At 72.1% G+C, this 23,857-nt stretch carries 22 protein-coding genes, 1 tRNA gene and 1 riboswitch; of the genes, 9 read left to right on the plus strand and 14 right to left on the minus strand.

What is annotated here, in order from left to right; genetic code table 11:
* Positions 1-4: 4 nt before the first annotated feature.
* The 4 genes from GXP74_RS00580 to GXP74_RS00595 all read right to left on the minus strand — a co-directional run bounded on the left by GXP74_RS00580 (position 5) and on the right by GXP74_RS00595 (position 3,014).
* Positions 5-496 (minus strand): copper chaperone PCu(A)C, encoded by a 492-nt coding sequence (locus GXP74_RS00580; RefSeq protein ID WP_182449456.1) that lies wholly within the window; start codon positions 494-496, stop codon positions 5-7.
* Entirely contained in the window at positions 493-1,194 is a 702-nt protein-coding gene (locus GXP74_RS00585; RefSeq protein WP_182449457.1) for an SCO family protein, read from the minus strand. The genes GXP74_RS00580 and GXP74_RS00585 overlap by 4 nt, the downstream gene beginning before the upstream one ends.
* A 102-nt stretch (positions 1,195-1,296) precedes the next feature.
* A complete protein-coding gene (locus GXP74_RS00590) occupies positions 1,297-2,061 on the minus strand; it encodes a YcnI family protein (protein WP_182449458.1) in 765 nt (254 codons plus the stop codon).
* 95 nt (positions 2,062-2,156) lie between these two features.
* The gene (locus GXP74_RS00595) at positions 2,157-3,014 is read right to left on the minus strand and encodes a hypothetical protein (protein WP_182449459.1); all 858 of its coding nucleotides are present in this window, start codon (positions 3,012-3,014) and stop codon (positions 2,157-2,159) included.
* A 276-nt stretch (positions 3,015-3,290) separates the two neighbouring features.
* Here GXP74_RS00595 and GXP74_RS00600 point away from each other — a divergent pair, with 276 nt between their 5' ends.
* Complete coding sequence (locus GXP74_RS00600; RefSeq protein WP_182456068.1) at positions 3,291-3,836, plus strand: ATP-binding protein; 546 nt, start codon at positions 3,291-3,293, stop codon at positions 3,834-3,836.
* A 235-nt stretch (positions 3,837-4,071) separates the two neighbouring features.
* On the opposite strand, the gene GXP74_RS00605 is transcribed toward GXP74_RS00600, so the two are convergent.
* The 4 genes from GXP74_RS00605 to GXP74_RS00620 all read right to left on the minus strand — a co-directional run bounded on the left by GXP74_RS00605 (position 4,072) and on the right by GXP74_RS00620 (position 9,290).
* On the minus strand, positions 4,072-5,052 hold the full coding sequence (locus GXP74_RS00605; RefSeq protein WP_182449460.1) for a helix-turn-helix domain-containing protein: 981 nt from the start codon (positions 5,050-5,052) through the stop codon (positions 4,072-4,074).
* Positions 5,053-5,075: 23 nt separating this feature from the next.
* Positions 5,076-6,479, minus strand: coding sequence for an aminopeptidase P family protein (locus tag GXP74_RS00610; protein WP_370468523.1), 1,404 nt, complete (start codon positions 6,477-6,479; stop codon positions 5,076-5,078).
* 239 nt (positions 6,480-6,718) lie between these two features.
* Positions 6,719-8,236, minus strand: coding sequence for a PP2C family protein-serine/threonine phosphatase (locus GXP74_RS00615; protein ID WP_182449461.1), 1,518 nt, complete (start codon positions 8,234-8,236; stop codon positions 6,719-6,721).
* Positions 8,237-8,549: 313 nt separating this feature from the next.
* Positions 8,550-9,290, minus strand: a complete 741-nt coding sequence (locus tag GXP74_RS00620) for a glycosyltransferase (RefSeq protein WP_182449462.1) — start codon at positions 9,288-9,290, stop codon at positions 8,550-8,552.
* Positions 9,291-9,667: 377 nt separating this feature from the next.
* Between GXP74_RS00620 and GXP74_RS00625 the strand changes: the two genes are divergently transcribed.
* Positions 9,668-10,387 carry a bifunctional DNA primase/polymerase gene (locus GXP74_RS00625; protein ID WP_370468524.1) on the plus strand — a complete coding sequence of 240 codons (720 nt, stop codon included), beginning with the start codon at positions 9,668-9,670 and terminating at the stop codon, positions 10,385-10,387.
* A 305-nt stretch (positions 10,388-10,692) separates the two neighbouring features.
* Here the strand turns inward: GXP74_RS00625 and GXP74_RS00630 are convergent, their stop codons facing one another.
* The 4 genes from GXP74_RS00630 to GXP74_RS00645 form a co-directional block, all read right to left on the minus strand.
* On the minus strand, positions 10,693-11,679 hold the full coding sequence (locus GXP74_RS00630) for a DUF5926 family protein (RefSeq protein WP_182449464.1): 987 nt from the start codon (positions 11,677-11,679) through the stop codon (positions 10,693-10,695).
* Between the two features lie 213 nt (positions 11,680-11,892).
* Entirely contained in the window at positions 11,893-12,489 is a 597-nt protein-coding gene (locus tag GXP74_RS00635) for an ATP-binding protein (protein WP_182449465.1), read from the minus strand.
* Positions 12,490-12,848: 359 nt separating this feature from the next.
* The gene (locus tag GXP74_RS00640; RefSeq protein ID WP_182456070.1) at positions 12,849-13,679 is read right to left on the minus strand and encodes a glycerophosphodiester phosphodiesterase; all 831 of its coding nucleotides are present in this window, start codon (positions 13,677-13,679) and stop codon (positions 12,849-12,851) included.
* 136 nt (positions 13,680-13,815) lie between these two features.
* Positions 13,816-15,189 carry a cytosine permease gene (locus tag GXP74_RS00645; protein WP_182449466.1) on the minus strand — a complete coding sequence of 458 codons (1,374 nt, stop codon included), beginning with the start codon at positions 15,187-15,189 and terminating at the stop codon, positions 13,816-13,818.
* A gap of 3 nt (positions 15,190-15,192) precedes the next feature.
* A riboswitch (TPP riboswitch) is annotated at positions 15,193-15,306 on the minus strand.
* A 325-nt stretch (positions 15,307-15,631) separates the two neighbouring features.
* Here GXP74_RS00645 and GXP74_RS00650 point away from each other — a divergent pair.
* Positions 15,632-17,371 (plus strand): trypsin-like peptidase domain-containing protein, encoded by a 1,740-nt coding sequence (locus GXP74_RS00650; protein ID WP_225447630.1) that lies wholly within the window; start codon positions 15,632-15,634, stop codon positions 17,369-17,371.
* Positions 17,372-17,508: 137 nt separating this feature from the next.
* A tRNA-Ser gene (locus GXP74_RS00655) sits at positions 17,509-17,597 on the plus strand.
* 162 nt (positions 17,598-17,759) lie between these two features.
* Here GXP74_RS00655 and GXP74_RS00660 read toward each other — a convergent pair.
* Both GXP74_RS00660 and GXP74_RS00665 read right to left on the minus strand, forming a co-directional pair.
* The gene (locus tag GXP74_RS00660) at positions 17,760-18,263 is read right to left on the minus strand and encodes an NUDIX domain-containing protein (RefSeq protein ID WP_182449468.1); all 504 of its coding nucleotides are present in this window, start codon (positions 18,261-18,263) and stop codon (positions 17,760-17,762) included.
* A 27-nt stretch (positions 18,264-18,290) separates the two neighbouring features.
* Positions 18,291-19,643, minus strand: coding sequence for a tetratricopeptide repeat protein (locus GXP74_RS00665; RefSeq protein WP_182449469.1), 1,353 nt, complete (start codon positions 19,641-19,643; stop codon positions 18,291-18,293).
* Positions 19,644-19,863: 220 nt separating this feature from the next.
* Here GXP74_RS00665 and GXP74_RS00670 point away from each other — a divergent pair, with 220 nt between their 5' ends.
* From GXP74_RS00670 to GXP74_RS00690, 5 genes are all read left to right on the plus strand, one after another.
* On the plus strand, positions 19,864-20,355 hold the full coding sequence (locus GXP74_RS00670) for an ATP-binding protein (protein WP_182449470.1): 492 nt from the start codon (positions 19,864-19,866) through the stop codon (positions 20,353-20,355).
* 128 nt (positions 20,356-20,483) lie between these two features.
* Positions 20,484-20,621, plus strand: a complete 138-nt coding sequence (locus tag GXP74_RS00675; protein WP_182449471.1) for a hypothetical protein — start codon at positions 20,484-20,486, stop codon at positions 20,619-20,621.
* Positions 20,622-20,635: 14 nt separating this feature from the next.
* Positions 20,636-21,823, plus strand: a complete 1,188-nt coding sequence (locus tag GXP74_RS00680; protein WP_182449472.1) for a JmjC domain-containing protein — start codon at positions 20,636-20,638, stop codon at positions 21,821-21,823.
* A complete protein-coding gene (locus GXP74_RS00685; RefSeq protein ID WP_182449473.1) occupies positions 21,820-22,719 on the plus strand; it encodes an aldo/keto reductase in 900 nt (299 codons plus the stop codon). Before GXP74_RS00680 ends, GXP74_RS00685 begins: the two co-directional genes overlap by 4 nt.
* Entirely contained in the window at positions 22,700-23,569 is an 870-nt protein-coding gene (locus GXP74_RS00690) for a hypothetical protein (protein WP_182449474.1), read from the plus strand. The genes GXP74_RS00685 and GXP74_RS00690 overlap by 20 nt, the downstream gene beginning before the upstream one ends.
* Positions 23,570-23,857 lie beyond the last annotated feature (288 nt).

A 23,857-nucleotide genomic window follows, 5' to 3' on the forward strand; every position in this document is an offset into this window, starting at 1 on the left:
GCGGTCAACTCGCGGGCTGGTAGGTCAGCGGCTGGACGGTGGCCCGGACGGTGATCGTCCCGGAGTGCTGGAAGCTGAGCCGCAGTTCCACCTGCCGGCCGAGCTCGGGTGCGGGCGACAGGTCCATCAGCATCACGTGCCTGCCGTCCCGGGCGAACGCGGTGGTGGCGTGCGCGGGGACGACCACGCCGCCGCTGATCGTGGTCATCGAGGTGGCGGTGGACAGGTCCATCTCGGCGCTCTGCGCCTCCGGGCTGGTCACGCTGAGCAGCCGGTCGGCGCTGCCGCCGGTGTTGGCGATGTCGAAGTAGGCGACGGCCATGTCCGGGGTCGCCGACAGCGGGACGTAGGCGCCGGTCACCGAGATCCTCGGCGGCGAGGCGGCCGAGGCGGCCGAGCCGGGCGCCGAGGTGGAGGCGGACGAGGCGTCGCAGGCGGCCAGCGCGATGCCGAGCGCGCCCGCGGTCGCCGCGCAGATCAGTCCGGCGCGCTTCACGCGGTCACGCTCTTGAGCAGCAGCGGGATGTCATGGGCGTAGTCACCCCACGCGGCGCCGCTGGTGTACAGCACGTGGGCCTTGTTGTCGGACGGGAAGAAGCCCAGCACCTCCGCGCCGTGCACCGGCTCCTGTCCGGCCTTCGGCGCGGCGACGTAGACGCCGACCGAGGAGGCGGCCTTGATGATGGTGTTGATGTCGCCGGTCAGCCCGATGAAGGCGGGGTTGAAGGAGTCCAGCCAGCTGCGCAGCGTGCTCGGGGTGTCCACGCCCGGGTCGGTGCTGACGAAGACCACGTCGAGCTGCCGCTGCTGGGCCTTGGTCAGCTTGGAGACGGCCACGGCCAGGTCGCCCATGGTGGTCGGGCAGACGTCGGGGCAGTGGGTGTAGCCGAAGTACAGCATCACCGCCTTGCCCGCCGTCCCCTGCGCCAGGTTGAACGGCTTGCCGCTGCTGTCGGTGAGGGTGACGTCCGGCTTGTCGAAGGTGCGCGGCAGGTAGGTGCCCTTGTACGGGGACTGCGAGCTGGAGTCGATGCTGCCGCCGGCGGCGCTGGTGCCGGTGCTGCTGCTGCCGCCGCTGCCGCTGCCGCAGGCGGTGAGCAGCAGGCCGGAGGCGGCGGCCAGGGAGCCGCCGAGCAGCGCGCGGCGGCTGAGCGGACGCGGGGCGGTGGCGCGGTGGGGCAGGGGGCTGGTCATGGCGTGGTCCGTTCTCTCGGACGGGTACGGGCAGGTCGGGGGCGCGGGCCGGGCGTCCCGGGCGGCACCGTGGGGTGCTGGGACGCCCGGCCCGCGCGACGGTCAGGCGCCGGTGCGGCTGCTGCCGCCGCGACGCCAGCCGAGGAAGCCGAAGGCGACGCCGAGCAGGCCGATCACCACGCCGATCCCGCCGAGCACCCGCGCGGTGGTGTCACTGTCCGAGCCGGTGGAGGCGGCCGCGGCGGCCTTGGTCGGCGCGGGCGGGGGTGTGCTGGTGCCGCTTCCGGCCGCGTCGGTCAGGGTCAGTACCGGCGCCGGGTTGGCGGGCTCGGGCTGGCCGGGCACGTCGTTCTGGATCCAGCGGACGATGCTGCCGTCGCTGTAGGTCTGCAGCGCCTTGAAGGTCAGCGCGTCGGTGTTGCTCGGCAGCTGGCCCATGTCCACGGTGAAGTCCTGGTAGTACCCGGGGGCGATGCTGCCGCCGGTCCAGGTGATCTCGGAGACGGCGTTGGTGATCGCGCCGTCGTCGGTCTGGATCGGGGTGGCCAGCTTCACGTTGGTGATGGTGGCCTTCCAGCCGGGGGTGGGCGCGACCAGCACCGAGGCGATCGGGGTGGCGGCCGGGAAGAAGACCTGGATCTCGGTGGTGGAGGCGTTGTCCTTCTCGTTGGGCACCCGGAACGAGAAGGTCTGGTCGGACGCGCCCTTCACGGCGGTCGACGGCTGCACGGTCACGTGCGCGGAGGCGGGCCCGGCGAGCAGCAGCACACCGGCGGCGGCGACCGCCGCGACGGTGGCGACCCGACGCCTGGTGCGGCCGGTGGCCGGAGTGGTGGCAGGGGTGGTGGAACGCGTGGTGGAACGCATGGAAGCAGGCTCCGGAAGAGTGGAGTGGGCAGAGGAAGGCGTGGTGGCCCGCCCCGCCCGTCCGGAGGTCCGCAGGGGATCGGTGGGTGCGGGGGTCAGGCCGGGAGCAGCGCGGGCGGCCCGCGCCGGACGACCTGGTGCCGGAGCAGCGCGGTGCGCGGCAGCCGCCGCGGCGCGGCGCCCCCGGCGGCGGTGCGCGGCGGCAGTCCGCGGGCCGCCCCGAGCAGTCCCCGCAGCAGGGCGCGGACCAGCGTCAGCAGGGTGCGCAGCGGGGCGCTGTGGGTCCGCGCCAGGGTCTCCGCGAGCTGGACGGTGACCCGGGCCAGCCGCCATCCGGCGGCCTCGCCGTGCCGCAGCCACCAGCCGGCGACGGCGGCCGCCGCGAGGTGCCCGAGCAGCATCAGCGGGGTGAGGCCGAGGAACGCCGGGTGGGTCCAGAAGCTGATCGGCGGGAGCGTGGTCAGCACCAGGTGCGGGTCGAGCCCGGCGCGGCTGACTATCTGCCCGGCCGTGGTCCCGGGCGGCAGCGCGGCCGCCCCGGCGGTGTCGGCGGGGCCGCAGATCAGCCGCAGCGCGAGCGCGGTGAGGGCGCCGCCCGCCCCGGACGAACCGGAGCCGCCGGACATGCCCGACATCCCGCTCATCCCGGCCATGGATCCGAGGCAGAAGTGGAAGTACAGGTGCAGTGCCAGTTGGCCCACGGCCAGCCCGGCCGCGATCTGCCCCAGCGAGCGTTCCCGCCCGGCCAGCAGGGTCGCCGCGATCCACACCGCGAGACCGCCGACGAGCAGCGCGGACAGCGGGACGGTGCCGCCGCCGCCGAAGCTGTGGCCCAGTCCGGACACGACGACGCAGACCGTCGCGAAGGGCAGGGCCCGCAAGGCGCGAAGGTCGAGCGCGACGGCGGGTACTGGACGCCGCAGGAGCAGGCGTCCCACCAGGCTCTTCACCATGACGTCGGCCAGTCTCTCACCGCGCCCGGCGCGAGCCCCGGCCGGGGCCGCGGATCACGCCGTTCCGGCTGCTCAGCGACCCGCCCGGGGCTCGCGTCGGCGGCGGTGTGCCCGGGGAGTGAGCGGCGGTCGGGTGCGCCCGGGTGCGCGCCGGGCGGGGCGGGTCGCTCCTCCGCGTCCGCCAGCGGGGTGACAAGTGGTCCGCAAAGCGGTTGATCCCCCGGACGTTCGGCAATAGGTACTGGTATGTGGAGCCGCAGCCAGGAGGAGCCGGTCGTGGACATCTGGTGGTCTCTGCATCTTCGCCGCGAGCCGGCCAGTGTGCCGCTGGCCCGCCGGATCCTGCTGGGGACCATGGCCTCGGTGGGGGTGGACCCGGACATCTCGCACGAGGTCGGCGTCGCGCTGACCGAGGCCTGCGCCAACGCCGTCGAGCACGCGGTGCGCGCCACCGGGACCGGTGAGGACAGCGGCTTCCAGGTCACCGCGACCATCGAGGACGGTCGGCTGCGGGTCGAGGTGACCGACTCCGGGCCCGGCTTCTGCGCCACTCCCGCCGCCCCGGTCGGCGCGGCGCCGGTCTGCCCCGGCGGCGGCTGGGCCGCGGCCGCCCGCCCGGTGCGGCGGCGGCACGAGACGGTGATCCCCGCCGACGCGGGCACCGTGCTGCCGGACCCGTCGGCCGAGCACGGCCGGGGGCTGTTCCTGATCCGGGCACTGGTGGACCACGTCCAGTTCCGGGACCACCCGCGCAGCGGCGCCGTGGTGTCCTTCGACAAGACCCTGAAGTACTGCGACCGGCCGCTGCTGCACGCCTCCTGACCCCCGAGCCGCCTCCGGCCCGCTGCCGCGCTCGACCCTCACGTCACGTGAGGCCGCAGGCTGTGGCCGAGGAGAGGGAGGGAGGCGAGAGCCCTGAACGGCTACTCGGTCGGACAGGTCGCCGGTTTCGCCAGGACCACCGTGCCAACGCCGACCGGGGCGAGCGTGACCGCTGCGGCGCTACCGCTGCGGCGTGACCCTGCGGCGTGACCGCTGCGGCGCTACCGCTGCGGCGCTACTCGGCGCGGTTGAAGGCGCGCCGGTAGGCGGTGGGCGTGGTCCGCATCGCCCGGGCGAAGTGGTGCCGGTAGGTGGCCGGGCTGTCGAAGCCGACGGCCGCGCTGACCTCCTCCACCGTGCCCGCGCCGGACTCCAGCAGCGGCAGGCTGGCCGCGATGCGCTGGGCGACCACCCAGCGCATCGGGCTGGTCCCGGTCCGCCGGGAGAAGTGCCGCAGGTAGGAGCGTTCCGACAGGTTGGCGGCGCGGGCCAGCGCGGACACGCTCAGCGGCTCCGCCAGCCGCTCCAGCGCCCAGGCCAGGCTCCGCCCCACGCCGTCGTCCGCGGCCGGGACCGGGGGCACCGCCGCCTCGATGAACTGGGCCTGCCCGCCCTCGCGGTGCGGCGGCACCACGAAGCGGCGGGCGACGGTGTTGGCGGTGCTCGGGCCGTGGTCGCTGCGGACCAGGTGCAGGCACAGGTCGATCCCGGCGGCGCTGCCCGCGCTGGTCAGCAGTCGGCCGTGGTCCACGTAGAGCACGTCGGGGTCGACCTCGACCAGCGGGTGGCGCCGCCGCAGCGTCTCGGCGTAGCGCCAGTGCGTGGTCGCCCGCCGCCCGTCCAGCAGCCCGGTCGCGGCCAGCGCGAACGCGCCGGAGCAGATCGACACCAGTCGCGCCCCGCGCCGGTGCGCCGCGAGCAGTGCGGCCACCAGCGCCGGGGCGACCGGTCCGTGGACGTCGGACACCCCGGGGACGATCACCGTGTCGGCCGCGGCGAGCACGTCCAGACCGTGCTCGGCGCGCAGCGTGAAGCCGCCGACCGCCCGCAGCTCCCGGCCTGGCTGCTCCGCGCAGACCCGCAGCCGGTACCACGGGCGGTCGCCGACCTCGGGCCGGTGCAGCCCGAACACCTCGACCACGACCCCGAGTTCGAACGGCGCCATGCCGTCGAAGGCGAGCACGGCGACGGTGTGCGGGCCGTCGTTGGCGGTCATCCGGGCTCCCGGGGTGTTCGCGGTCAGCCGCGCAGGCCGGACATCCAGGCCTCGATCTCGGCCGCGCCGCGCGGCAGCGCCGCCGACAGGTTGCGGTTGCCGTCGGCGGTGACCAGGATGTCGTCCTCGATCCGGATGCCGACGCCGCGGTACTCCTCGGGCACGGTCAGGTCGTCCTGCTGGAAGTAGAGGCCGGGCTCGACGGTGAGCACCATGCCCGGCTCCAGCACGCAGTCCACGTAGGCCTCGGTGCGGGCGTGGGCGCAGTCGTGGACGTCCAGGCCGAGCATGTGGCCGGTGCCGTGCAGGGTCCAGCGGCGCTGCAGGCCCAGCTCCAGCACCCGCTCGACCGGTCCTTCGAGCAGGCCCCACTCGACCAGCCGCTCGGCCAGCACCTGCTGGGCGGCGTCGTGGAAGTCGCGGTAGCGGGCGCCCGGCCGGACCGCGGCGATCCCCGCCTCCTGGGCGTCGAGGACCGCGTCGTAGAGCCGGCGCTGGAGGTCGGTGAACCGGCCGTCGATCGGCAGGGTGCGGGTGACGTCGGCGGTGTAGAGGGTGTGCGTCTCCACCCCGGCGTCCAGCAGCAGCAGTTCGCCGGGGCGGACCGCGCCGTCGTTGCGGACCCAGTGCAGGGTGGTGGCGTGCGGTCCGGCGGCGCAGATCGAGCCGTAGCCGACGCCGTTGCCCTCGACCCGGGCCCGCCGGTTGAAGGTCCCCTCGATCCAGCGCTCGGAGCTGGCCACGGCCTGGGCCAGCTCGCGGACCACGTCGGTGAAGCCGATCACGGTCGCGTCGACGGCGGCCTGGAGCTGCCCGACCTCCCACTCGTCCTTGACCAGCCGCAGCTCGCTGAGGAAGACCCGCAGCTCCTCGTCGCCGTGCCGGGTGGTGTGCTCCGCGAGCGCGGTCTCCAGCCGGGCGTCGTACGAGCGCAGCAGCCGGGTGGTCGCCGGGTGCTCCTCGGCGGCGGCGACCAGCTCCTCGACGACCTTGCGGCTGTCCCGGGTCGGCAGCCCGAGCAGCAGCTCGGCCTCGGCCAGGCTGTGCCGCCGGCCCACCCACAGCTCGCCCTGGCCGTCCAGCCAGAACTCGCCGGTCTCCCGGTCGGACCGGGGCAGCAGGTAGACCCGCGGGTCGTGCCCGCCCTCGGGCCGGGGCTCCAGCACCAGCACCGCGTCCTCGGCCTGGTTGCCGGTCAGGTGGACGTACTCGCTGGAGGCGCGGAACTCGTACTCGGTGTCGTTGGCGCGGGTCTTCAGCCGACCGGCCGGGACCACCAGCCGGTCGCCGGGGAAGCGGGCGGACAGTGCGGCGCGGCGCTTGGCCGCGTACGGGGCCTGCTCGTCGGGGACGAGGTCGCGCAGCTCGGTGTCGGCCCAGCCGGACTTCATCACCTCGGCGAGCTCGTCGGAGAGCGCCGGGTACAGGCCGTTCTTGCGGCCCTTGACCGGCTGCTCCGCCTCGGCGTCGGCGTCCGCCTCGCTGCCGACCGCCTCGGCTGCGGCCGCCGCCGCGGCTGCCGCTGCCGCTGTCTCGTCCGCGTGCTCCACAGCGTCCTGCGTGCGGTCGTCCGTCACCTTCGTCGCCTCCTCGTCGAGCGGGACCGCCCCGGCGCGTCAGGAGTGTGACGGGCGGACGGTCCTCGCATCCTATGAGGGGGCGGACGCTATGCGAAGCGCGCGGCCAGCATCACGATGTCGTCCCCGCCCGCGCTGATCGCGCCGTCGGCGTCCCGGCTGTCGCCCAGGCAGGCCTCCAGCAGGTGGTTGCAGAAACGTTCCGGGTCCCTGCGGGTCTCGCGCGGCGCCGAGGCGGCGGCGGAGCGCAGCCGCAGCTGTCCGGCGTGCAGCGAGGGACCGCAGCGGCGGGCCAGGCCCTCGGTGTAGAGCAGCAGCAGGTCGCCCCGGTCGGCGCGCAGCTCCACCCCGGGGGCCTCCCAGCAGCTCAGCATCCCCAGCGGGGCGGACAGCGAGGTCTCCACGAAGCTCGCGCCGAAGGCGGTGATCAGCAGCGGCGGGCACTGCCCGGCACCGGCCAGCGAGAGCCGCCGCGAGTCGGGGTCGAGGTAGCCGTAGAGCGCGGTCGCGGTGCGGGCCGGTTCGGTCGCCTTCAGCAGCAGTTCCAGGTCGCCGAGCACGGCCACCGGGTCCTCGCCCTCCAGCACCGCGTAGGCGCGCAGCGCGGCGCGCAGCCGGCCCATGGCGGCGGCGCACTCGACGCCGCCGCCGGTGACGCTGCCGACGCTGACCGCGATCCCGCCGTCCGGCAGCTCCAGCGCGTCGTACCAGTCGCTGCCGCGGGACCGGTCGAGGCCCGCGGGCAGGCAGCGGGCGGCGAACTGGATCGAGGGCAGCCGGGGCAGCCGGTCCGGCAGCAGCCCGCGCCGCAGCGCGTCGGCGGTGCGGCGCAGCCGTTCGCGCTTGACCTCCAGCGCGATCAGCGGCGAGGCGGCGGCGCAGTAGAGCCCGGCCAGCCGCTGCTCGCGTTCGCCGGGCACGGCGGGGGTGTCGTAGAACCAGACGGCCGCGCCGAAGGGCGCGCCGCCGTCACCGGGGACGGCCAGCGGCAGCGCGTAGCAGGCGGCGATGCCGAGGTGCCGGGCGACCTCGCGGAAGCGGGAGTCCGGGGCGGCGCCCTGGCCGAGGGGGAGCGGCGGTGCGGGGGTGTTCAGCGGGCCCGGGTGGAGCACCTGGCTGCCGCCGTCGAGCAGTCCCGCGTACGGGCCGCTGTCGCGCGGGACGGTCTCCAGCGCGCCGATCTCGGCGCGGTCGAGCCGGTAGCCGACGGTGGTGCCGGGGCTGTCCACGGTGCCGAAGGCCGCGGGGTGGCTGCCGGGCGCCTCGGTCAGCAGCACCATCCCGCGCTGGGCGCCGATCAGCGCCGCCCCGGTCTCCAGGACGCCGAGCAGCGCGTCCTCCAGGGTGGCCGCGCCGCTCAGGCGCTCGGTGAGCCGGTAGAGGGCGGTGAGTTCGGACAGCGGATCGGCGGCGGGGCGCAGCGCGCCGCCCGACGGGACCGGCGGGTGCGGGGCGACGGGGGTGGTCGCCGGTGCGGTGAGCGCCTGGGTGTCGACCACCTGTTCGGGGTGCGGCGGACTGTCGATCCTCTGTCCGTCGGTCGTCTGTCCGGCGAGCGCTCGGCTGTGGAGGGTCTGGCCGGTGCGGGGGAACTGCGGTTCAGCCATGCTGGGCGCCCTTCACGATGGCCGCGGGCGGGGAGGGGGAGACGACCGGTGTGGTAACGCGGAGTGAGCAGTAGGGCAGGTTCACATCCAGGGCGGTGCGCCCTTTTTGTCCGAATTCGTGCACTACATACCCCCATGTCATGCCATACGGCAATTAATGCTCCACTTCTACACATACCGATTGGGTGATGTCCAGAACTGTGCCGCGTTGGATGATTGGTGTCTTTTTTGGCGCCAGTACTCGAATATATGGGCGAAATAGTCATGGGCGTGGCGCCGGTTGCGCTCAGTGACGATTCTCCGCACCGGTTACTCAGCGCGCGGTGCCGTGCCCGGTGCCGTGCGCGGACAGTTCGCGCCCGACCGCGCGGTAGCGGCCGAGCTCCCGCAGCGCCGCCCGCAGGCCCTGGCGGCTCGGCCGGTGGTCGAGGTCGAGCGGGACCTCGACCACGCGAAAGTCCTGCCGCAGCAGGTCGATGATCAGACCGGGCCCGCTGGCGACCGGCGCGCCATCGGCCGTGGCGGCGGCGAACGCGGCGGCGCTCAGGCACAGTTCGCCGCCGAGCGGCGCGGCGGCCTCGAACCCGGTGGCCCGGCGGACACCGGTCCGCGCCCGTCGCGTCGCCGCCCGCCCGCCGTTCGCCCGCCCGCCGTTCGGCCGCCCGCTCCCCGCGCCCGCCGGAACGGCCACGCCGAGGGCCAGGTCCGCCGCCCCGGTCAGCACCGGTCGCAGCAGCCGCTCCGCCGCGGCGGCGCTGGCGCCCAGGTCCGCGTCCAGGAAGAGCAGGCACAGGCGTCCGGTTCCGGCCAACTCCCGCACCGTGTCCACCCCGAGCCGCTGCGCGGCGGTCCGGCCGAGCCGCTCCGGCTGGCGGACCACCCGCGCGCCCGACTCCTCGGCCACCCGCGCGGTGGAGTCGGTCGAGCAGTCGTCCACCACCACCACCGGCCCCACCCGGGGGAGCCGCAGCGCGGCCAGCACCGTCAACGCGATCCGGGACGCCTCATTGCGGGCCGGAATCACCACCGCGACCGTGCCGGAAGTATCCGACATCGCGTCAGAAACCTTGGATGGAGCGGAATCTTCGCTGTCTGTCGGCTCCCTGTGCGTATCCATCCCCGGATCGTACGATTGTCGAGCGCCCAGCGCTGCCTCTCTGCTCCCCCGAACGGTGGAACCATCGGCGCTCACCGTGCGTCAATCTCGACGATGCGTCAATCTCGTTGGTGAACGTGCAGTTCCGGGGTACAAACCTGGTGCGAGACGGCAATCCCGATCGCCACTACGCGCCACCCCCCGCCGGCTACCGCAGGTGGCCGCGGGCGTGGTGCGCTTCTCGTAGCGTCTCGTAGCGCGAGGTCACGTACCGATCCTTGACTGGTCACGGAAAGGAACGAGTGCTCATGCGCGGGAGTCAGAACGCCACGCCACTGCGGACGGCTGTCGGCAGGGTTGTTGGGCGGAGTATGCGTTGGCGGGGCCGGTCCGCGCTGTTGGCGGCGGTGACGACCTGCGTGGAGCAGTGGCACTGGCCGGTGGTGCCGGGTGCCGGAGCGCACGGGATCGGGGCGCACGCCGGGGGTGCGCCCTGTAGTTGTCCGCGCCCCGACTGTCCGACGCCGGGCGCCCATCCGTACGATCCGCCGCTGCTCGCGGCGACCACCGACGTGCGGATGGTGCGCTGGTGGTGGCGGCGGCGCCCGGACGCGCCGATCGTGGTGGCCACCGGGGGAGAGGTGTCGGCGGTGAGCCTGCCGGTGGAGGCGGGGCTGCGGGCACTGGCGTACTTCGACACCCTGGGGGTGCGGGTCGGTCCGGTGCTGGCCACGCCGAGCCGCTGCGTGCTGCTGGTCGCGCCGTACACGATGCAGGAGTTGGCCGAACTGCTGGTCGCCCAGGAGTGGGTGCCGACCAGCCTGCGCTTCCACGGCAGCGGCGGCTACGTGCTGCTGCCGCCCTCGCGGACCGGGGCCGGGGTGCTGCGCTGGATCCGCGAGCCGGGGGCGGTCGGCGCCGGGGACGGTACCGGGACGGCGGACGCCGCTGTCGAGGGCGAGGCAGCGCCGTGGCTGCCGACGGTGAGTGCGCTGCTGGAGGCGCTGGTGGCGGCGAGCGTGGCCACGCCGGACGGGGCACGGCTGGCCTACTGAACGGCGGGACGCCACGGGCGTCCGCCGTCGGCGTCCACAGCGGGCGTCCGCAACGGGTGTCCGCCGCATGGAAAAGCTCGGCCGCTGGCGACGGGGGATGCACCAGCGACCGAACTGTTTAAACCGTAACAAGAATCGAGCCGCAAGCAAATTCCCTGGAGCTCTCACTCCCTGTGAATTTCCGAGTCCGGCCCACTATGTGATGCAGGTCACGCAAATCCAGCCAGTTCTGCGCGCTTCCTGTCGATTTGCGACCACAGATGGTAGTCGATCAGTCGCAGGGTGTTATTCATCGCCATTTCGGCTCAGCCGATGGTGACCTGACGGTTCACCAGGTCCGCACGGCTCTTGCGCTGCTGCGGGGTGAGCGGCTCGGTCTGCGCCAGCGCCCCGGCCAGCCGCTCCTGGAAGGCGGCGGCGGGCTTCTCGCAGTCGGCCGCGGTCATCGCCGACGGCAGGTCCCACACCGGGACCGCCAGGCCGTGCGCCCGGAACGAGCCGACCAGCCGGGTGCCCTCGCCCAGGCTGGACTCGCCCGCCGCGACCAGTCGGGCCAGCGCGTCGAGCAGGGTGTCCTCGGCGTGCGGCATCACCCAGCGCAGGTGGTTGCGGTCCGGCACCGAGCACCAGTACGCGCTGTCCACCGAGGTCAGCTTGACCGTGGGGATCACCTCGGCGTTGGCCTGCTCCAGCGAGGCGGCGACCTCGCCGGTGGCCGAATCCGCGTCCTCCAGCCAGTACTCGAAGCCGGTGTGCACGACCGGCTCGAACGGCGCCGACAGGTCCAGCAGGTCCTGCAGCCGCGGCGCGTCGGTGGCCGGGCGGCGCGGGGGCACGGGCGTGCCCGGCTCCACCGCCAGCGCCTGGACCAGCGCGTCACCGAGGTCCCGGCTGGCGTCGCCGGACGCGGTCTGGGTCTGCAGCCCCAGCAGGATGCTGCCGTCCTGGCGGCGCATCGCGGGCCAGGCCATCGGCAGCACCGTGGCCAGGGTCACCGCCGGTACCTCGCCGTTCGCGCCGGTCAGCGCCGCGCCGGTCAGCGTCAGCGGCACGGTGGCCGCCGGGACCAGCTCGCGCAGCGCCACCCAGTCACCCTCGCCGGGCAGCCCGTCGAACGGGCGCTGCACCAACTCCTGTACCGCGTGGGCTGCTTCGCGGCCGTGGCAGGCCTTGTAGCGACGCCCCGAACCGCACGGGCAGTCCTCGCGGGCGCCGACGACCGGGATCTCCCCGTTCGCTGCGGCGGTGTGCTGAGCGCGCGAGGGCGCCTTCTTCGCGGCCTTCTTAGCCATGGTGCGGATCTCCCGGTGGGGCGTGTGCTCTGGCGCCCCGAGCGTAGTCGCACCACCGTGCCCCGCGCGCGCACGCGCACCGGGCAACCGGCGCGAGCGAGCGGCGCACCGCGCCCCGCGCGCCCCCTGCCAACCGGCAGACCGGTCCGGTTCGGGCTCCGGTCCGGCCGGTTCGGGCTCCGCTTCGGACTTCGGTTCCGGGCTTCGGTCCGGCTAGAGCTCCGGCTGGCCGGTCAGCTCCTGGCGGCGGGCGTGCCGGGCCCGGGCCGGGAGTACCGCCCAGACCGTGACCTCGCCCGGAGCGTCCCGCACGCCCCAGTCGGTGGCCAACTGCCCCACGATGCCCAGCCCTCGCCCGCCGCGCGCCGTCAGTGACGGGCTGCCGCGCCGGGGGCGGGTGGGACCGCCGCCGTCGGTGACCTCCAGGGTGAGCAGACCGTCGCTGTGCAGTTCCCAGCCGACGACCACCCGTCCGCCGTCCGGGTACGAGCCGTCGCTCTCGACCCTGGTCCGGCTCCCCGACCCGTGGCGCTGCGCCCGGGACTGGGACGCCGCCTGCGACTGACTGTGGGCCTGGATCTGTGCGTGAACCTGGGCCTGGGCCTGGGCTTGTACCTGTGCTTGGGCTGCTTCGAACTCGTCCAGCACCGACTCCAGCGGGCGGGCGTGACGACAGGCGTTGCTCAGCAGTTCGGAGAGTATGAGGACCGCGTCGTCGATGACGACGTCAGGAACCTGATGCTCCGCCAGATCTTTCCGCAGTCGCCGCCGAGCCGCCCCAACGCTGGCCGGACCATGGGGAACCGCCATGGTCGCTGAAGAAGTCGGCACATCATGCGCCACCACGAGCGACACCCCCGGACCTCCTCCTCCGCCTAATGACAGGGTGTGAATGCCCGGTGCGAGCTGGCCGGAAACGAGAATAAGGGCGTTGTTGGACTTCCTTCCGGAGGCATAAATCCGAGCCCCGCCGATCCTTTTACGCGGAGTAGCCATATGGTTACTCCGCGTTTGCGACGGGTAGTGAACGGCGGTGTGCCGGGCGATATTCCAGTCATTTCCGTGCGCCCGCGTACGCTCTTGGCGCGCGCCGGAGAGCGACTTCACCTTTTCTTCACGCCATTGCGCGGACCGCGACACCCGTCCCGGAAGACCACCGCTGACCCGGGTCAGTCCGGTCGGCTCGCGGGGCCCTCAGGTCGCTGCGGACCCCCGGCGTCCTGGCCGTCCCCGGCGTCCCGCCGGGCCTCGCCCCGGCCCAGTAGGTCGAGCACCCGGCGCGGGTGGTTGGTGATGACGGTGTCCACCCCGAGCCGCAGGCACAGCTCGACGTCCGCCGGGTCGTCGACGGTCCAGACCCGCACCCGCTGCCCCGCCCGGCGCAGCGCGGCCACGTACTCCGGGCGCTTGCGGACCAGGTCGATGCCGGGACCGGCGATCCGTGCCCCGTACGGCAGCCGCCCGCTCCGGAACCACGGCAGCGGGTACTCCAGCAGGTACACCGTGGGGATGCCGGGGGCCAGCGCCCGCACCCGGCGCAGCGAGAGCTGCGAGAAGCTCATGATCCGGACCGGCGAGGGCTCGCCCGAGGAGGGGGTCACCAGGTCGAAGCGGTGCAGCAGTTCGAGCAGCGCCCGCTCCAGCCGACCGCCCTGGCGGATCGGGTGCTTGGTCTCGATCGCCAGCTCCAACCGGCGTCCGCAACCGGCCGCCAGTTCCAGCAGCCGCTCCAGGGTCAGCACCGAGCCGTGTTCCGGGCCCGAGCCCTCGGACTTCCACGAACCGAAGTCGAAGGCGGACAACTGCTCCAGCGTCAGCGCGGAAACCGCGCCCCGACCGTTCGAGGTCCGGTTCACCGTGCGGTCGTGCACGCACACCAGCTGCCCGTCGGCGGTCAACCGGACGTCGCACTCCAGACCGTCCGCACCCTGTTCGATCGCCAGCCGGTAGGCGGCCAGGGTGTGCTCGGCCAGGGTGCCGGAGGCGCCCCGGTGCGCGATCACCCGGACGTCGGCCCGGTTCGACGGCTGCTGGGGCTGCTGCTCGGGGACGGCGAGCGGGGCGTTCGACACACCTCCACCTTAGGCGGCGCGGTTCGGACGCCCCGGCCGCGTCCCCGCTCGGCCGGATGAATTCTCAGTGACCCTTGCGCAGCAGCGGGGTCAGCGCCCAGGTCAGCAGCGCGGGCACGAGGAAGGAGAACAGCGAGGCCGAGGTCCACACCTGCGGGTGGATCCCGGTGACGTTCTGCGCGTGCGCCCAGAAGTCCGGCCACCACTGGCCCCAACCGGTCAGCGCGGCCGGTGAGATCAGCTCGTAGACGGCGAAGCCCACGGCCCAGGGCAGCAGCGTCAGCCAGCGGGTCGGCGCCCCCTCGGACATGTCCCAGCCGCCCTCGCGCCGCCCCGCGCCGAAGAAGAAGTCCACCGCGAGCACCGCCGACAGCGGCACGAAGACCGCGCCGATCAGGCCGAGGAAGTTCTCGTAGCCGGTGAAGTCGGTGACGCCCAGCGCCAGCACGGTGACCAGCGTGCCGATGCCGACGGTGAGGTAGCGGCGGTCGACCCGGGGGAAGAGGTTGTGGATCGACATCGCGGTCGAGTAGACGTTGGCGAAGGACTGGTCGGCCTCGCGCAGCACCAGCACCGAGAAGAAGACCCAGCCGGCGGTGATCCCCATGAAGGTCGTGAAGATCTTGTTCGGGTCCCCGCCGACCTGCACCAGCGCCAGCAGGCCGACGATGTAGCACCACACCTGGGAGACGCTGTAGCCGCTGAACGCGCCCCAGAAGGAACTGGAACCGCTCTTGGCGTGCCGGGTGTAGTCGGCGGCGAGCGGGACGAAGGAGATCGAGACCGCGATCACCGAGTCGATCGCGGGCAGGAAGCCGGTCCAGTTGCCGTGCCCCGGGTCGGGCACGCCCCGGCGGATCAGCTCGACCGTGAAGAACAGCATCGCCACGCCCACGGCGATGGCGACGTACCGGCGCAGCACCGAGATCGCGCCCAGCGGACGGATCGTCATCACCGTCGTCAGCACCCCGGCCGCGACCACGTAGACCCAGTGCGGGATCCCGCTGTAGAGGGCGTCGGCGCCCATGGCGATGACAGTGAGCTCGTACACGCCCCAGCCGACGCACTGGATGATGTTCAGCACCGTCGGCAGGTACGACAGCCGGGTGCCGAACAGGCCGCGCAGGATCGCCATCGCCGGGGCCCCGGCCCGGGTGCCGATGACGGCGGCGACCGCGAGCATCAGCGCGCCGATGACGGTGCCGACCACGATCGCGGTGACCGAGGCGGCGAGCGAGAGGTCCTTGTTGTTGAAGACCAGCACGGTCGCGGCGCTCTGGAAGCCGATCAGGCTGATGCCGAGGTTGGTCCAGAAGGCCGCCTGGTCGCGGAAGCCGAGGGTGCGCGGCGGCGCGGTGTCCAGCACCAGCGGGGCCTCGGCGCGGGCACCGGCGGGCGGCGCTTCCAGGACAGGGGACGGCGGTGTGGACGCGGACATGGACGTCACGGTGCTCCAGCTCCCTACGCCGGCATTACCCGGTCAGGTTCAGGCGGTCGGCACCCCGTTTCGGCGCCCTCTCAGCCTGGATAGGTCCAAGCTCCCGCATATGCGTGCGAGCACATCGTAGGTGCAAGCCGGGCCGGGACCAAGGCCCGTCCACGTCCCGGACCTGCTGCGTCCCTGGCGGGGCCCGCTCCGGAGGGCTGCGGCGGGGCTGCCGAAGGCCCCCAATCTCAGAGCTTCCTTAGAACTGCCAGTGCTTCCTTAGAACTGATTGTGGAGAGTCCTCCGTCGGCCGGAACACGGGGTACCTTTCATCAGAGCTGGACGCATGCGCGGTATGAGGCCCCAGCGGGTTGCGCGCGACCGGCGCTTACGACGCCCCGACACGGTCCGGGCAATGCTTGGGGCCGCAGGTCCCACTACGAGGAGGTCATTCGTGAGCACCGAGCACGAGGGCGGGCTCTCCGGGCCGGACCGGTCCGAACCCACCACCGGGGATTCGGTGGCACCGCCCGCCGCGCAGCCGGACGCCTCAGCGTCCGGGATCGAACCGCCCCGCGACCCCGACCTGGCCGCCTACCCGCCGCCGGCCCCCGACCAGCCCGCCCTCGACGAGCCCACCACCGTGCTCGCCGCCGTCCCCGCAGAGGCCGCGCCCGCCGCCGCGCCCGCGGCGCCCGCTGAGCCGTCGACCACCGCTGACGCGCCGGTCGCCGCCGCCGACGCGGTGGCGCCCACCGCGCAGCTCCCCACTGCGCAGCTCCCCGCCGTCCAGCCCGCCCCGGCCGACTCCGTGCCGCCCGCCGCCGTCCCTGCCGAGACCGCTGTCGCCGCCGCCGCGCCGGGGTACCCCGCGCCGTCCGCGCCCCCGGCGCCCCCCGCGCCGCCGTCGGCGGCCCCGCAGCCGTACGCCGGGTACCCGCAGCCGGGCGAGCCCCCGCAGTACCCGCAGTACGCCCAGCACCCGCAGTACGGTCAGTACCAGGGCGCGCCCTACCCCGCTGCCTACCCGGGCGCCGCCTACCCCGGCACCCCCTTCGGCGCGCCCCAGGCTCCGCGCAAGCGCCGCCGGGGCGGCCTGGCCACGCTGCTCGTGGTCACCGCGCTGGTCGCGGGCGGTCTCGGCGGCGGTCTCGGCTCTTGGCTGGAGACCCGGGACAGCTCCGGCGGCAGCACCAGCGTGGCCGCGTCGGTGAACCCGAAGGACCTGAGCCGTTCACCGAACAGCATCGCCGGGATAGCGGCCCGGTCGCTGCCGAGCGTGGTCACCATCTCGGCGTCCAACTCGCAGGAGTCCGGGACAGGTACCGGCTTCATCTTCGACAGCCGCGGCTACATCCTGACCAACAACCACGTGGTCGCCCCGTCGACCAACGGCGGCAAGCTCAGCGTCCAGTTCTCCGACGGCAACAGCTACCCGGCGACGATCGTCGGCCGGGCCGAGGGCTACGACGTCGCGGTGATAAAGCTGGGCAGCACGCCCAAGGAGAAGCTGGTCCCGCTGCCGCTCGGCAACTCGGACAGCGTCGCGGTCGGCGACACCACGATCGCGATCGGCGCGCCGTTCGGCCTGTCCGGCACGGTCACCTCCGGCATCATCAGCGCCAAGAACCGCCCGGTCGCCTCGGGCGACGAGACCGGCACCCAGACCTCGTACATGAACGCGCTGCAGACCGACGCCTCGATCAACCCGGGTAACTCCGGCGGGCCGCTGATGAACTCCGACGGGCAGGTCATCGGTATCGACTCGGCGATCCAGTCGGGCGGCGCCACGGACAGCGAGGGCCAGTCCGGCAGCGTCGGCCTGGGCTTCGCCATCCCGATCAACCAGGCCGAGTGGGTCGCCGCGCAGCTGATCAAGACCGGGCAGCCGATATACCCGATCATCGGCATCCTCCGCGACGACAGCTACACCGGCAACGGCGCCAAGATCGCCTCCGCCCCGGTCCAGGGCCAGCCCGCGGTCACCCCGGGCGAGCCCGCGGCCAAGGCGGGGCTGGAGGCGGGCGACGTGATCACGCAGTTCGCCGGCGTCCCGATCGACAGCGGCCCCACCCTGGTCAGCGAGATCTGGTCGCACCACCCGGGCGACACGGTCTCCATCACCTACACCCGCAACGGCCAGACCCACACCACCACGCTGACCCTCGGCAGCCGCGTCGGCGACGCGCAGTAACCACCGCCCCAGGCCCCGTACGGACCCCGCGACCCCGTCGCCCCGTACGGGGCCATTCGCTGCCACGCACCACCCGACTCATGAGAAGATCCCTTGGCACAGTCTCACGGGTCCTACCCCGCGCCGACCTGTGCCCAGGAGAGCTGCCCGAGCGGCCTAAGGGAACAGTCTTGAAAACTGTCGTCACGGGAAACTGTGACCGTGGGTTCGAATCCCACGCTCTCCGCCGGACCGGCCCCTGACCAGCTGAAACGGTCGGGGGCCGACTGCTTTTGGGGTCACTCCGATGATCCTCCACTGACCGCCTTATCTGACACGGATCTGGCACGCTCCGACGGTAGTGACTCCTCGTAACCGGCTTCCCTGCCGGTCCGACGCGCACCCTGGGCTACCGAGGTGCCCAGGAGTCCACGGAAACGTCAGGGCCGCCGTTGAGGTAGCGGTGGAGGGCGCTGGCGGTGGTCGGCACGAACTCCGACGGAATGGCCGTGGTCGGCGCCCAGGTGACTTGGGCGTGCTTGGCCGGTTCCTCGTTACTGAGGTCACCCGTCCATCGGTGTGTTGCGAAGACGACCGTGAGAAAGCCGTTGGGGGCCTCGACCCCTCGGGCACCGTGGATCACGTGGACAAGGCGGAGGTCTTCGACGGCGACGACGAGACCTGTCTCCTCCCTGAGTTCTCGGATGGCAGTCTCGGTAATGGGCTCTCCTGGCTCGCTCTTGCCCACTGGGAGGTCCCACATGCCCTGGGCGAACTTGGCATGGGGACCGCGTTGAAGCAGTGCGACTCGCTGCCCTTCGAGGTCGTGCACGATGACTGCGGCGACCAGCAGCGTCATTGACTCGGTGGCGGGCTTGAGGCCGGTGGGTTGATCGGTAGCTTGCTGGGCCACAGGGGGTCCTTCCCTTTGGTGCGGGTGCTAGATCAGTGCTTCGCGCGCGCGGCGTTCCAGATCGGTGGCTCCTGGGACTCCGCGTCTAACGTAGGTGGCCAGGTGGGGCCGGATCGAGGAGATCGCCTTTCTGGTGCGATCCGAGGTCATGCCCTCCATGAGCGTGAGGGCACGGCCCCAGGTAGCGACGGCTTCGTCAGCGCGGGCCTGGGCGGCGAGGCTGTCACCGAGGTCGGCGTACGTCAGCGCGTGAACGCGTTTGAACTTCTCGGGGTCCCAGCGAATCAGGGCGGCGCGGTGCTGCTGCTCAGTTCCGGGATGGTCACCCATGTCGGTGAGGGTGCGAGCGGTGTGGCTGGCGACTGTGCCGGCGGCGGGACCGCTGACGAGGGAGAAGCTGGGTTGCGGTTCGTCCTGGCGGGCGAGGGCGTTCTCAGCAGCGAGGAGAGCGCGGGCTGCGGCTGGCTTGTCGCGGGTGGCAGCGTAGGCACGTGCGTGCGTGATGTGGAGCAGGGCTTCGGTCTGGCCGTCTACTCGACCGATGCTGCGGGTGAGGGCGTTCTCGATCAAGTCGGCGCAGTGCTGAGGTTGTTTGAGGCTGAGGGCCTGGTGGGCGAGAGCACGCATCATCCATCCGGCATGGCCATTCGGATCAGCCTCGACGGCGAGTTGGTAGCCGACTTGGTAGTAGTGCTGGGCTGCTCCCTCGTGGCCGAGATCATGATGCTTCCACCCGGCGAGGTAGGCAAGCTCGGCGACGGCTTCGAATGCACGCCCTCTGGTCTGCTCGTTGGGAAAGCGGCCGGTGAGCATGGGGGCGGCCGTGTCGGCGAGATAGGCAGTAACGGTGGTCAACCCGTGGCCCCCACCCAGGCGCTCATCCACCGCGCTGAAGACGGCGGTGATCTGGCGGATGACCTCTACTTCCTCATTGCCGACAAGCGCGGTGCCGGTGCGAGCACGCATGAGGCGGGAGACGGGTTCGGGGTCGTACAGGAGGGGCATGGCCACGCCTGCGGTGGTGAACGCTGCAACCGTGAGGAAGGTCCGTCGCTCGACATCTGCGCGGCCGAGATTGGTGGCGGTCTCCACGGGGTCAGCGCTCGCTGCCAAGGACTCCTCCGGGGAGGCGAAACCCAGTTCGGCCGGGGTGACCCTGCGTCCGACTCGGCGGGATAACGCCTCGGCAATGTAATAGGAGGCCTGACCGGTCGGCGTTGCTCCGTTGATCCAGTGGGATACGGCCGACTTGTTCGTCAGCAGTGTCTCGCCGTTCTCCGCGCCGATGCGGCGTACCGCGTGCGCGAGTGCCTCGTAAGTCCAGCCTGCGGCCGAAATCACTCCCCTGAGGCGGTGGTTGGGTTCCCCGCGTGTGGCCACGATCAATCCCCCGAGCTGGAGCTGTAAACCGCGTATACCACTCTACGTGCTGACAGCACTACCACCGGTGGCACTGCGCCGGTTCACTGGGTGTCAGTCGCCCGGAAGAACACCGACACCAGGCTCCCCCTGGATGGACCCCCGGGCGACTGTCAGGCCATCTCGGGCCGCACGCACGGTACTTCGGCTGTGCACCATCTTCACCAGTCTGGGAGGGCTGATGAGCGCTACCGATCAGGTTCCGCTCCCTGTCCCGCAGTCCTGGGAAGTTCAGCCGTCGCCTTCCGCTGTGCGGCCGGCCCGGCTGCTGGTTCGAGAGGTCGCACGCTTCTGGGCGGTGCCGCTGTCAGACGATGCGCTGCGCGAGGTGGAGCTGTGCGCCAGTGAGTTGATCATGAACGCAGTGCTCTACACCGACTGGCCATGTCGTGTGACGGTGCGCTGGACCGGTGCGCGGCTGCGGGTTGAGGTCGCCGACACCAGTCTGATCCCGCCTGGTGGTGACGGCTCGATCCGCTCGGGTAACGGCGGCCGTGGGCTGGGCCTGGTGGCGGAGCTGGCGCACTCGTGGGGCTGGTTCCCGATGGGCGCGGGGAAGGTCGTGTGGTTCGAGTCCGCTCCGGACGAAGTGTTCAACCGGGACAAGAGGTTGGCCTTGCTGGTCAACGTCGCTCAGTCCCGCATCGCCGAACCGTTGGCCTTCTCCGCCTGAACACCTTGGCTTCCGCCTGGTCCCGATCGACCAGGCGGACGGTCGGCCGCGTTTCCCCCGAGCGCGGTCGACGTGCACGACCTCCGTCGAATCCTCGACGGGGTTCCATGCCACAGGAAGGAAATCCGATGGCGCACGACACCACCGAGGCGACTCCGGTCGCCAAGAGCGGGCTGCTGGTCGCGGCTCGGAAGATCGCGGCGGCGCGGGCTCGCACTGAGCAGCCCTCCGACGTCAGCAGCGGTCGCACCGACGGCAACGACTGATTCGGCGGCCCACGATGCATGACGTTGCCTCGTGGGCGGCGCGTCTGGGCGGGGACACGTTCCTCGCCCAGACGTTCAACCGCTCCTACGCGCTCTTGCCCGGCCAGGCTGACGAAGCGGTCAGTCTGCTGTCCTGGGACGACCTGAACGGCATCCTCGACACCCAACGGTTGGAGCCGCCAAGGCTGCGGCTGTCGATGGACGGCGAGATGCTGCCCGTGCACCGGTACACGCTGCCGGTCACCACCCGCCGCTCCGTCACCTGGAACCGCGTCCAACCCGCTGAACTGCACGCCCGTTTGGCTGAGGGTGCGTCCTTGGTCCTGGACTCGATTGAGAAGATTCACCCTGCAATCGGCGCTTCGGCCGAAGCCCTGGAACGCTTCCTCGGTACGCGGGTGCAGGTCAACGCCTACGCTTCGTGGACCGAGCGGGAGGGCTTCGGTACGCACTGGGACGACCACGACGTTGTGGTCGTGCAGGCGTTCGGGTCCAAGCGCTGGCGGCTGTACGGGCCGACCCGCGACGTGCCGACCTTCCGGGATGTGGAGACCCCTGAGCCGCCCGAGGGTGATCCGGTCGCGGACATCGTGCTGAACGCGGGTGACGTGCTCTACCTGCCGCGTGGCTGGTGGCACGCGGTCACCGCTGACCAGGGCACTGCCTCGCTGCACCTGACCTTCGGTCTGGTCACCCATACCGGTGCCGACCTGCTCACCTGGCTGGTCGACGAGCTCCGGTCTCGCGTCGCCTTGCGGCGAGACGTGCCGCGCTTCGCCTCGCCGACCGATCAAGCCGTCTTCGTGAACGACCTGCGGACCGAGGTTCTGACCGAGCTGGCTGATCCGTCCCTGGTGGTCCGCTGGGCTGCCTCGGCGGACACGACCGACTTCGGCCGTGCGGGTACCTCGCTGCCCTACGTCTCCGGTCTGCCAGCCAACCCCCTGATCTCGGTCCGGCTCACCGCCCCGCGCGCCCGTCTCACCTCAGACGGCGCAGGTCTGGTCACGCTGGCTGCGGCCGGTACTGCCTGGGACTTCGACCAGCAGGCAGCCGCGATGCTGCACGCGCTCATGGACGGCGAACCGCGAACCCTCGGGACGCTGGCGGAACTATCGGACCTGGAAGTCAAGGACGTCGCCGACCTGTTGGGGGCGCTCATCGACGGGCAGGCCGCCGCTGTGGTCAAGGCGGGGCTGTGACTGCCGTTCTGGGCCTGGGGACGTATCGGGTGCGCGCCGTCGAACTGGCGGCGCGCACCGCTTGCCAGGCTGGCTGTGAGTACGTGGACACGGCCCCCAACTACGGCCATGGCGTGGCCCATGGCGAACTTGGGCCGGTGCTCGCCGACTACCCCAAGGTGCGGATCACGACCAAGACCGGATTCCATACAGGTGCGGAGCGTCGTGCCGCCGTCGCTGCCGGGGCGCTCACCGACCAGGAAGCCGCGCACGGGCACAGCCTCAAGCCCTCCTTCGTGCGCTGGCAGACCAATCACTCACTCGCTCAACTGGGTCGCGCAGACGTGGTGTTTGTGCACAACCCCGAGCACGCGCACCATGACCGCGTGCGGGTGCACGTCGCGATCCGCAGAGCCTTCCGGGTCCTGGAGGAGTTCGCCCGCGCCGGCCGAATCGGAGGCTACGGGGTGGCTACTTGGTCCGGATTCACCAGGGGCGTGTTCACGGTGGCTGAACTTGTCGAACTCGCCGAGCAAGCCGCAGGGGGACATCCGAACCACCTGGTCAGCGTTCAACTGCCGGTGAGCCTGGTCATGCTCGATCCGCTCACGCAGGCGCTGGACGGCACCGGCCCACTTGCCGACGCCCGTGCCCGAGGGCTCACCACGTTCGCGTCCGCTCCCCTGCACGGCGGTGAGCTACTGCCGCTGATGACACCCGAACTGGTGGACTTCATCCGGCCCGGTTTGACCCCGGCGGCGGCTGCGCTGCTGGCTGTCGCCTCCTGCCCGGACCTGGACGTGGCTCTTGTGGCTGCGAGCACCCGCGTGCACTGGGACGATGCGGTAGGCGCGTTGGCCGACCCGCTGAACCCTGATCACCTCAGGAGCATCGCCGATGAACTGGCCGGAGGATGACGCGACCGAGACCCGGATGCGGACCGCGCACGACCAGGCTGCCTCGCGCCTCGGCTTGGTCTGCGCTGGGCCCGCCGCGTGGGGCTACCTCGGCCGCACCATCGGCCGCCGTGCTGGGGACACCTGGCTGCGGGTCGCCTCGGTATCGGTCGACAGACCGAGCCGACTGCCCGGTGAGGGGATCATCGGTGCAGCCCAGGTCGTTCCGGAGAGCATCCCTCGGGCGCGCCTGATCTCCGTCTTGGACTGGACCGAACCGGGATACGCCTACCAGGCCGATCTGTCCCAGTTCATCAGCGCGCCCGTGATCGCGCCGCAGCGACCGGATCTGGACCGTGATCCCGGCCTGTCCGATCAGTGGTGGGCCGAACTGCGACGGGCGCTGGCTGAGCTGGCCACCGTCGACACCCCAACCATCCGGGGACGTGACGGCTGGATCGCCAAGGCATTCCCTACGTTCCTCGGCGTCCCCGCCCCGGAACGGATTGAACGCGAGACCGGTCACGCCGACCTGCACTGGGGCAATCTCACCACTGACCCGCTCACCCTGCTCGACTGGGAACGCTGGGGCCGCGTCCCCGTCGGCTACGACCCCGGTCTTCTCCACGCGCACAGCCTGCGAGTCCCCGCTGTCGCAGCCCGTATTCGCGCCGAGTTCGCCCAGGTATTGGACACACCCGCAGGTCGAACCGGCGAACTCGTCGCCCTGGCCGAGATGCTGCAAGCCGTCGGCCGTGGCTGGTACCCCGAACTCGCGTCCCTCCTCGCCCACCGTGCCCAGGAACTCACCGGCATCTCTCCGCCCGGACCCGTGTCCACCTTCACGGGCGTCGAGTTGCCCACCACCTGACTAGCCTCAACGAGCCCTCTACCGTCGGAATATGGCGTCAGGGGGCTCCGTGCTGCCCAGGTTGCCGCGCGTCGGCAGGCGGAGCCCATCGCCCAGGGCGACGTTCAACGCCGGCCCTTTCGCCGGAGCGTTGCCGACGGCGGTCCGCCACAGCCGATCCCTGACGCAAGGGTGGTTCGCGGTTGGTCCCTCGTTGGGCGGCAGGCGTAGCCACAGCACAGGTTCTCCGGGGCCGCCAGGCTGCCTCTGGCACGCGTGCGCTCCGGCCTGGCGGCCCCCGGAGGTTCT

The sequence above is a fragment of the Streptacidiphilus sp. P02-A3a genome, from assembly GCF_014084105.1.
Classification (GTDB): domain Bacteria; phylum Actinomycetota; class Actinomycetes; order Streptomycetales; family Streptomycetaceae; genus Streptacidiphilus.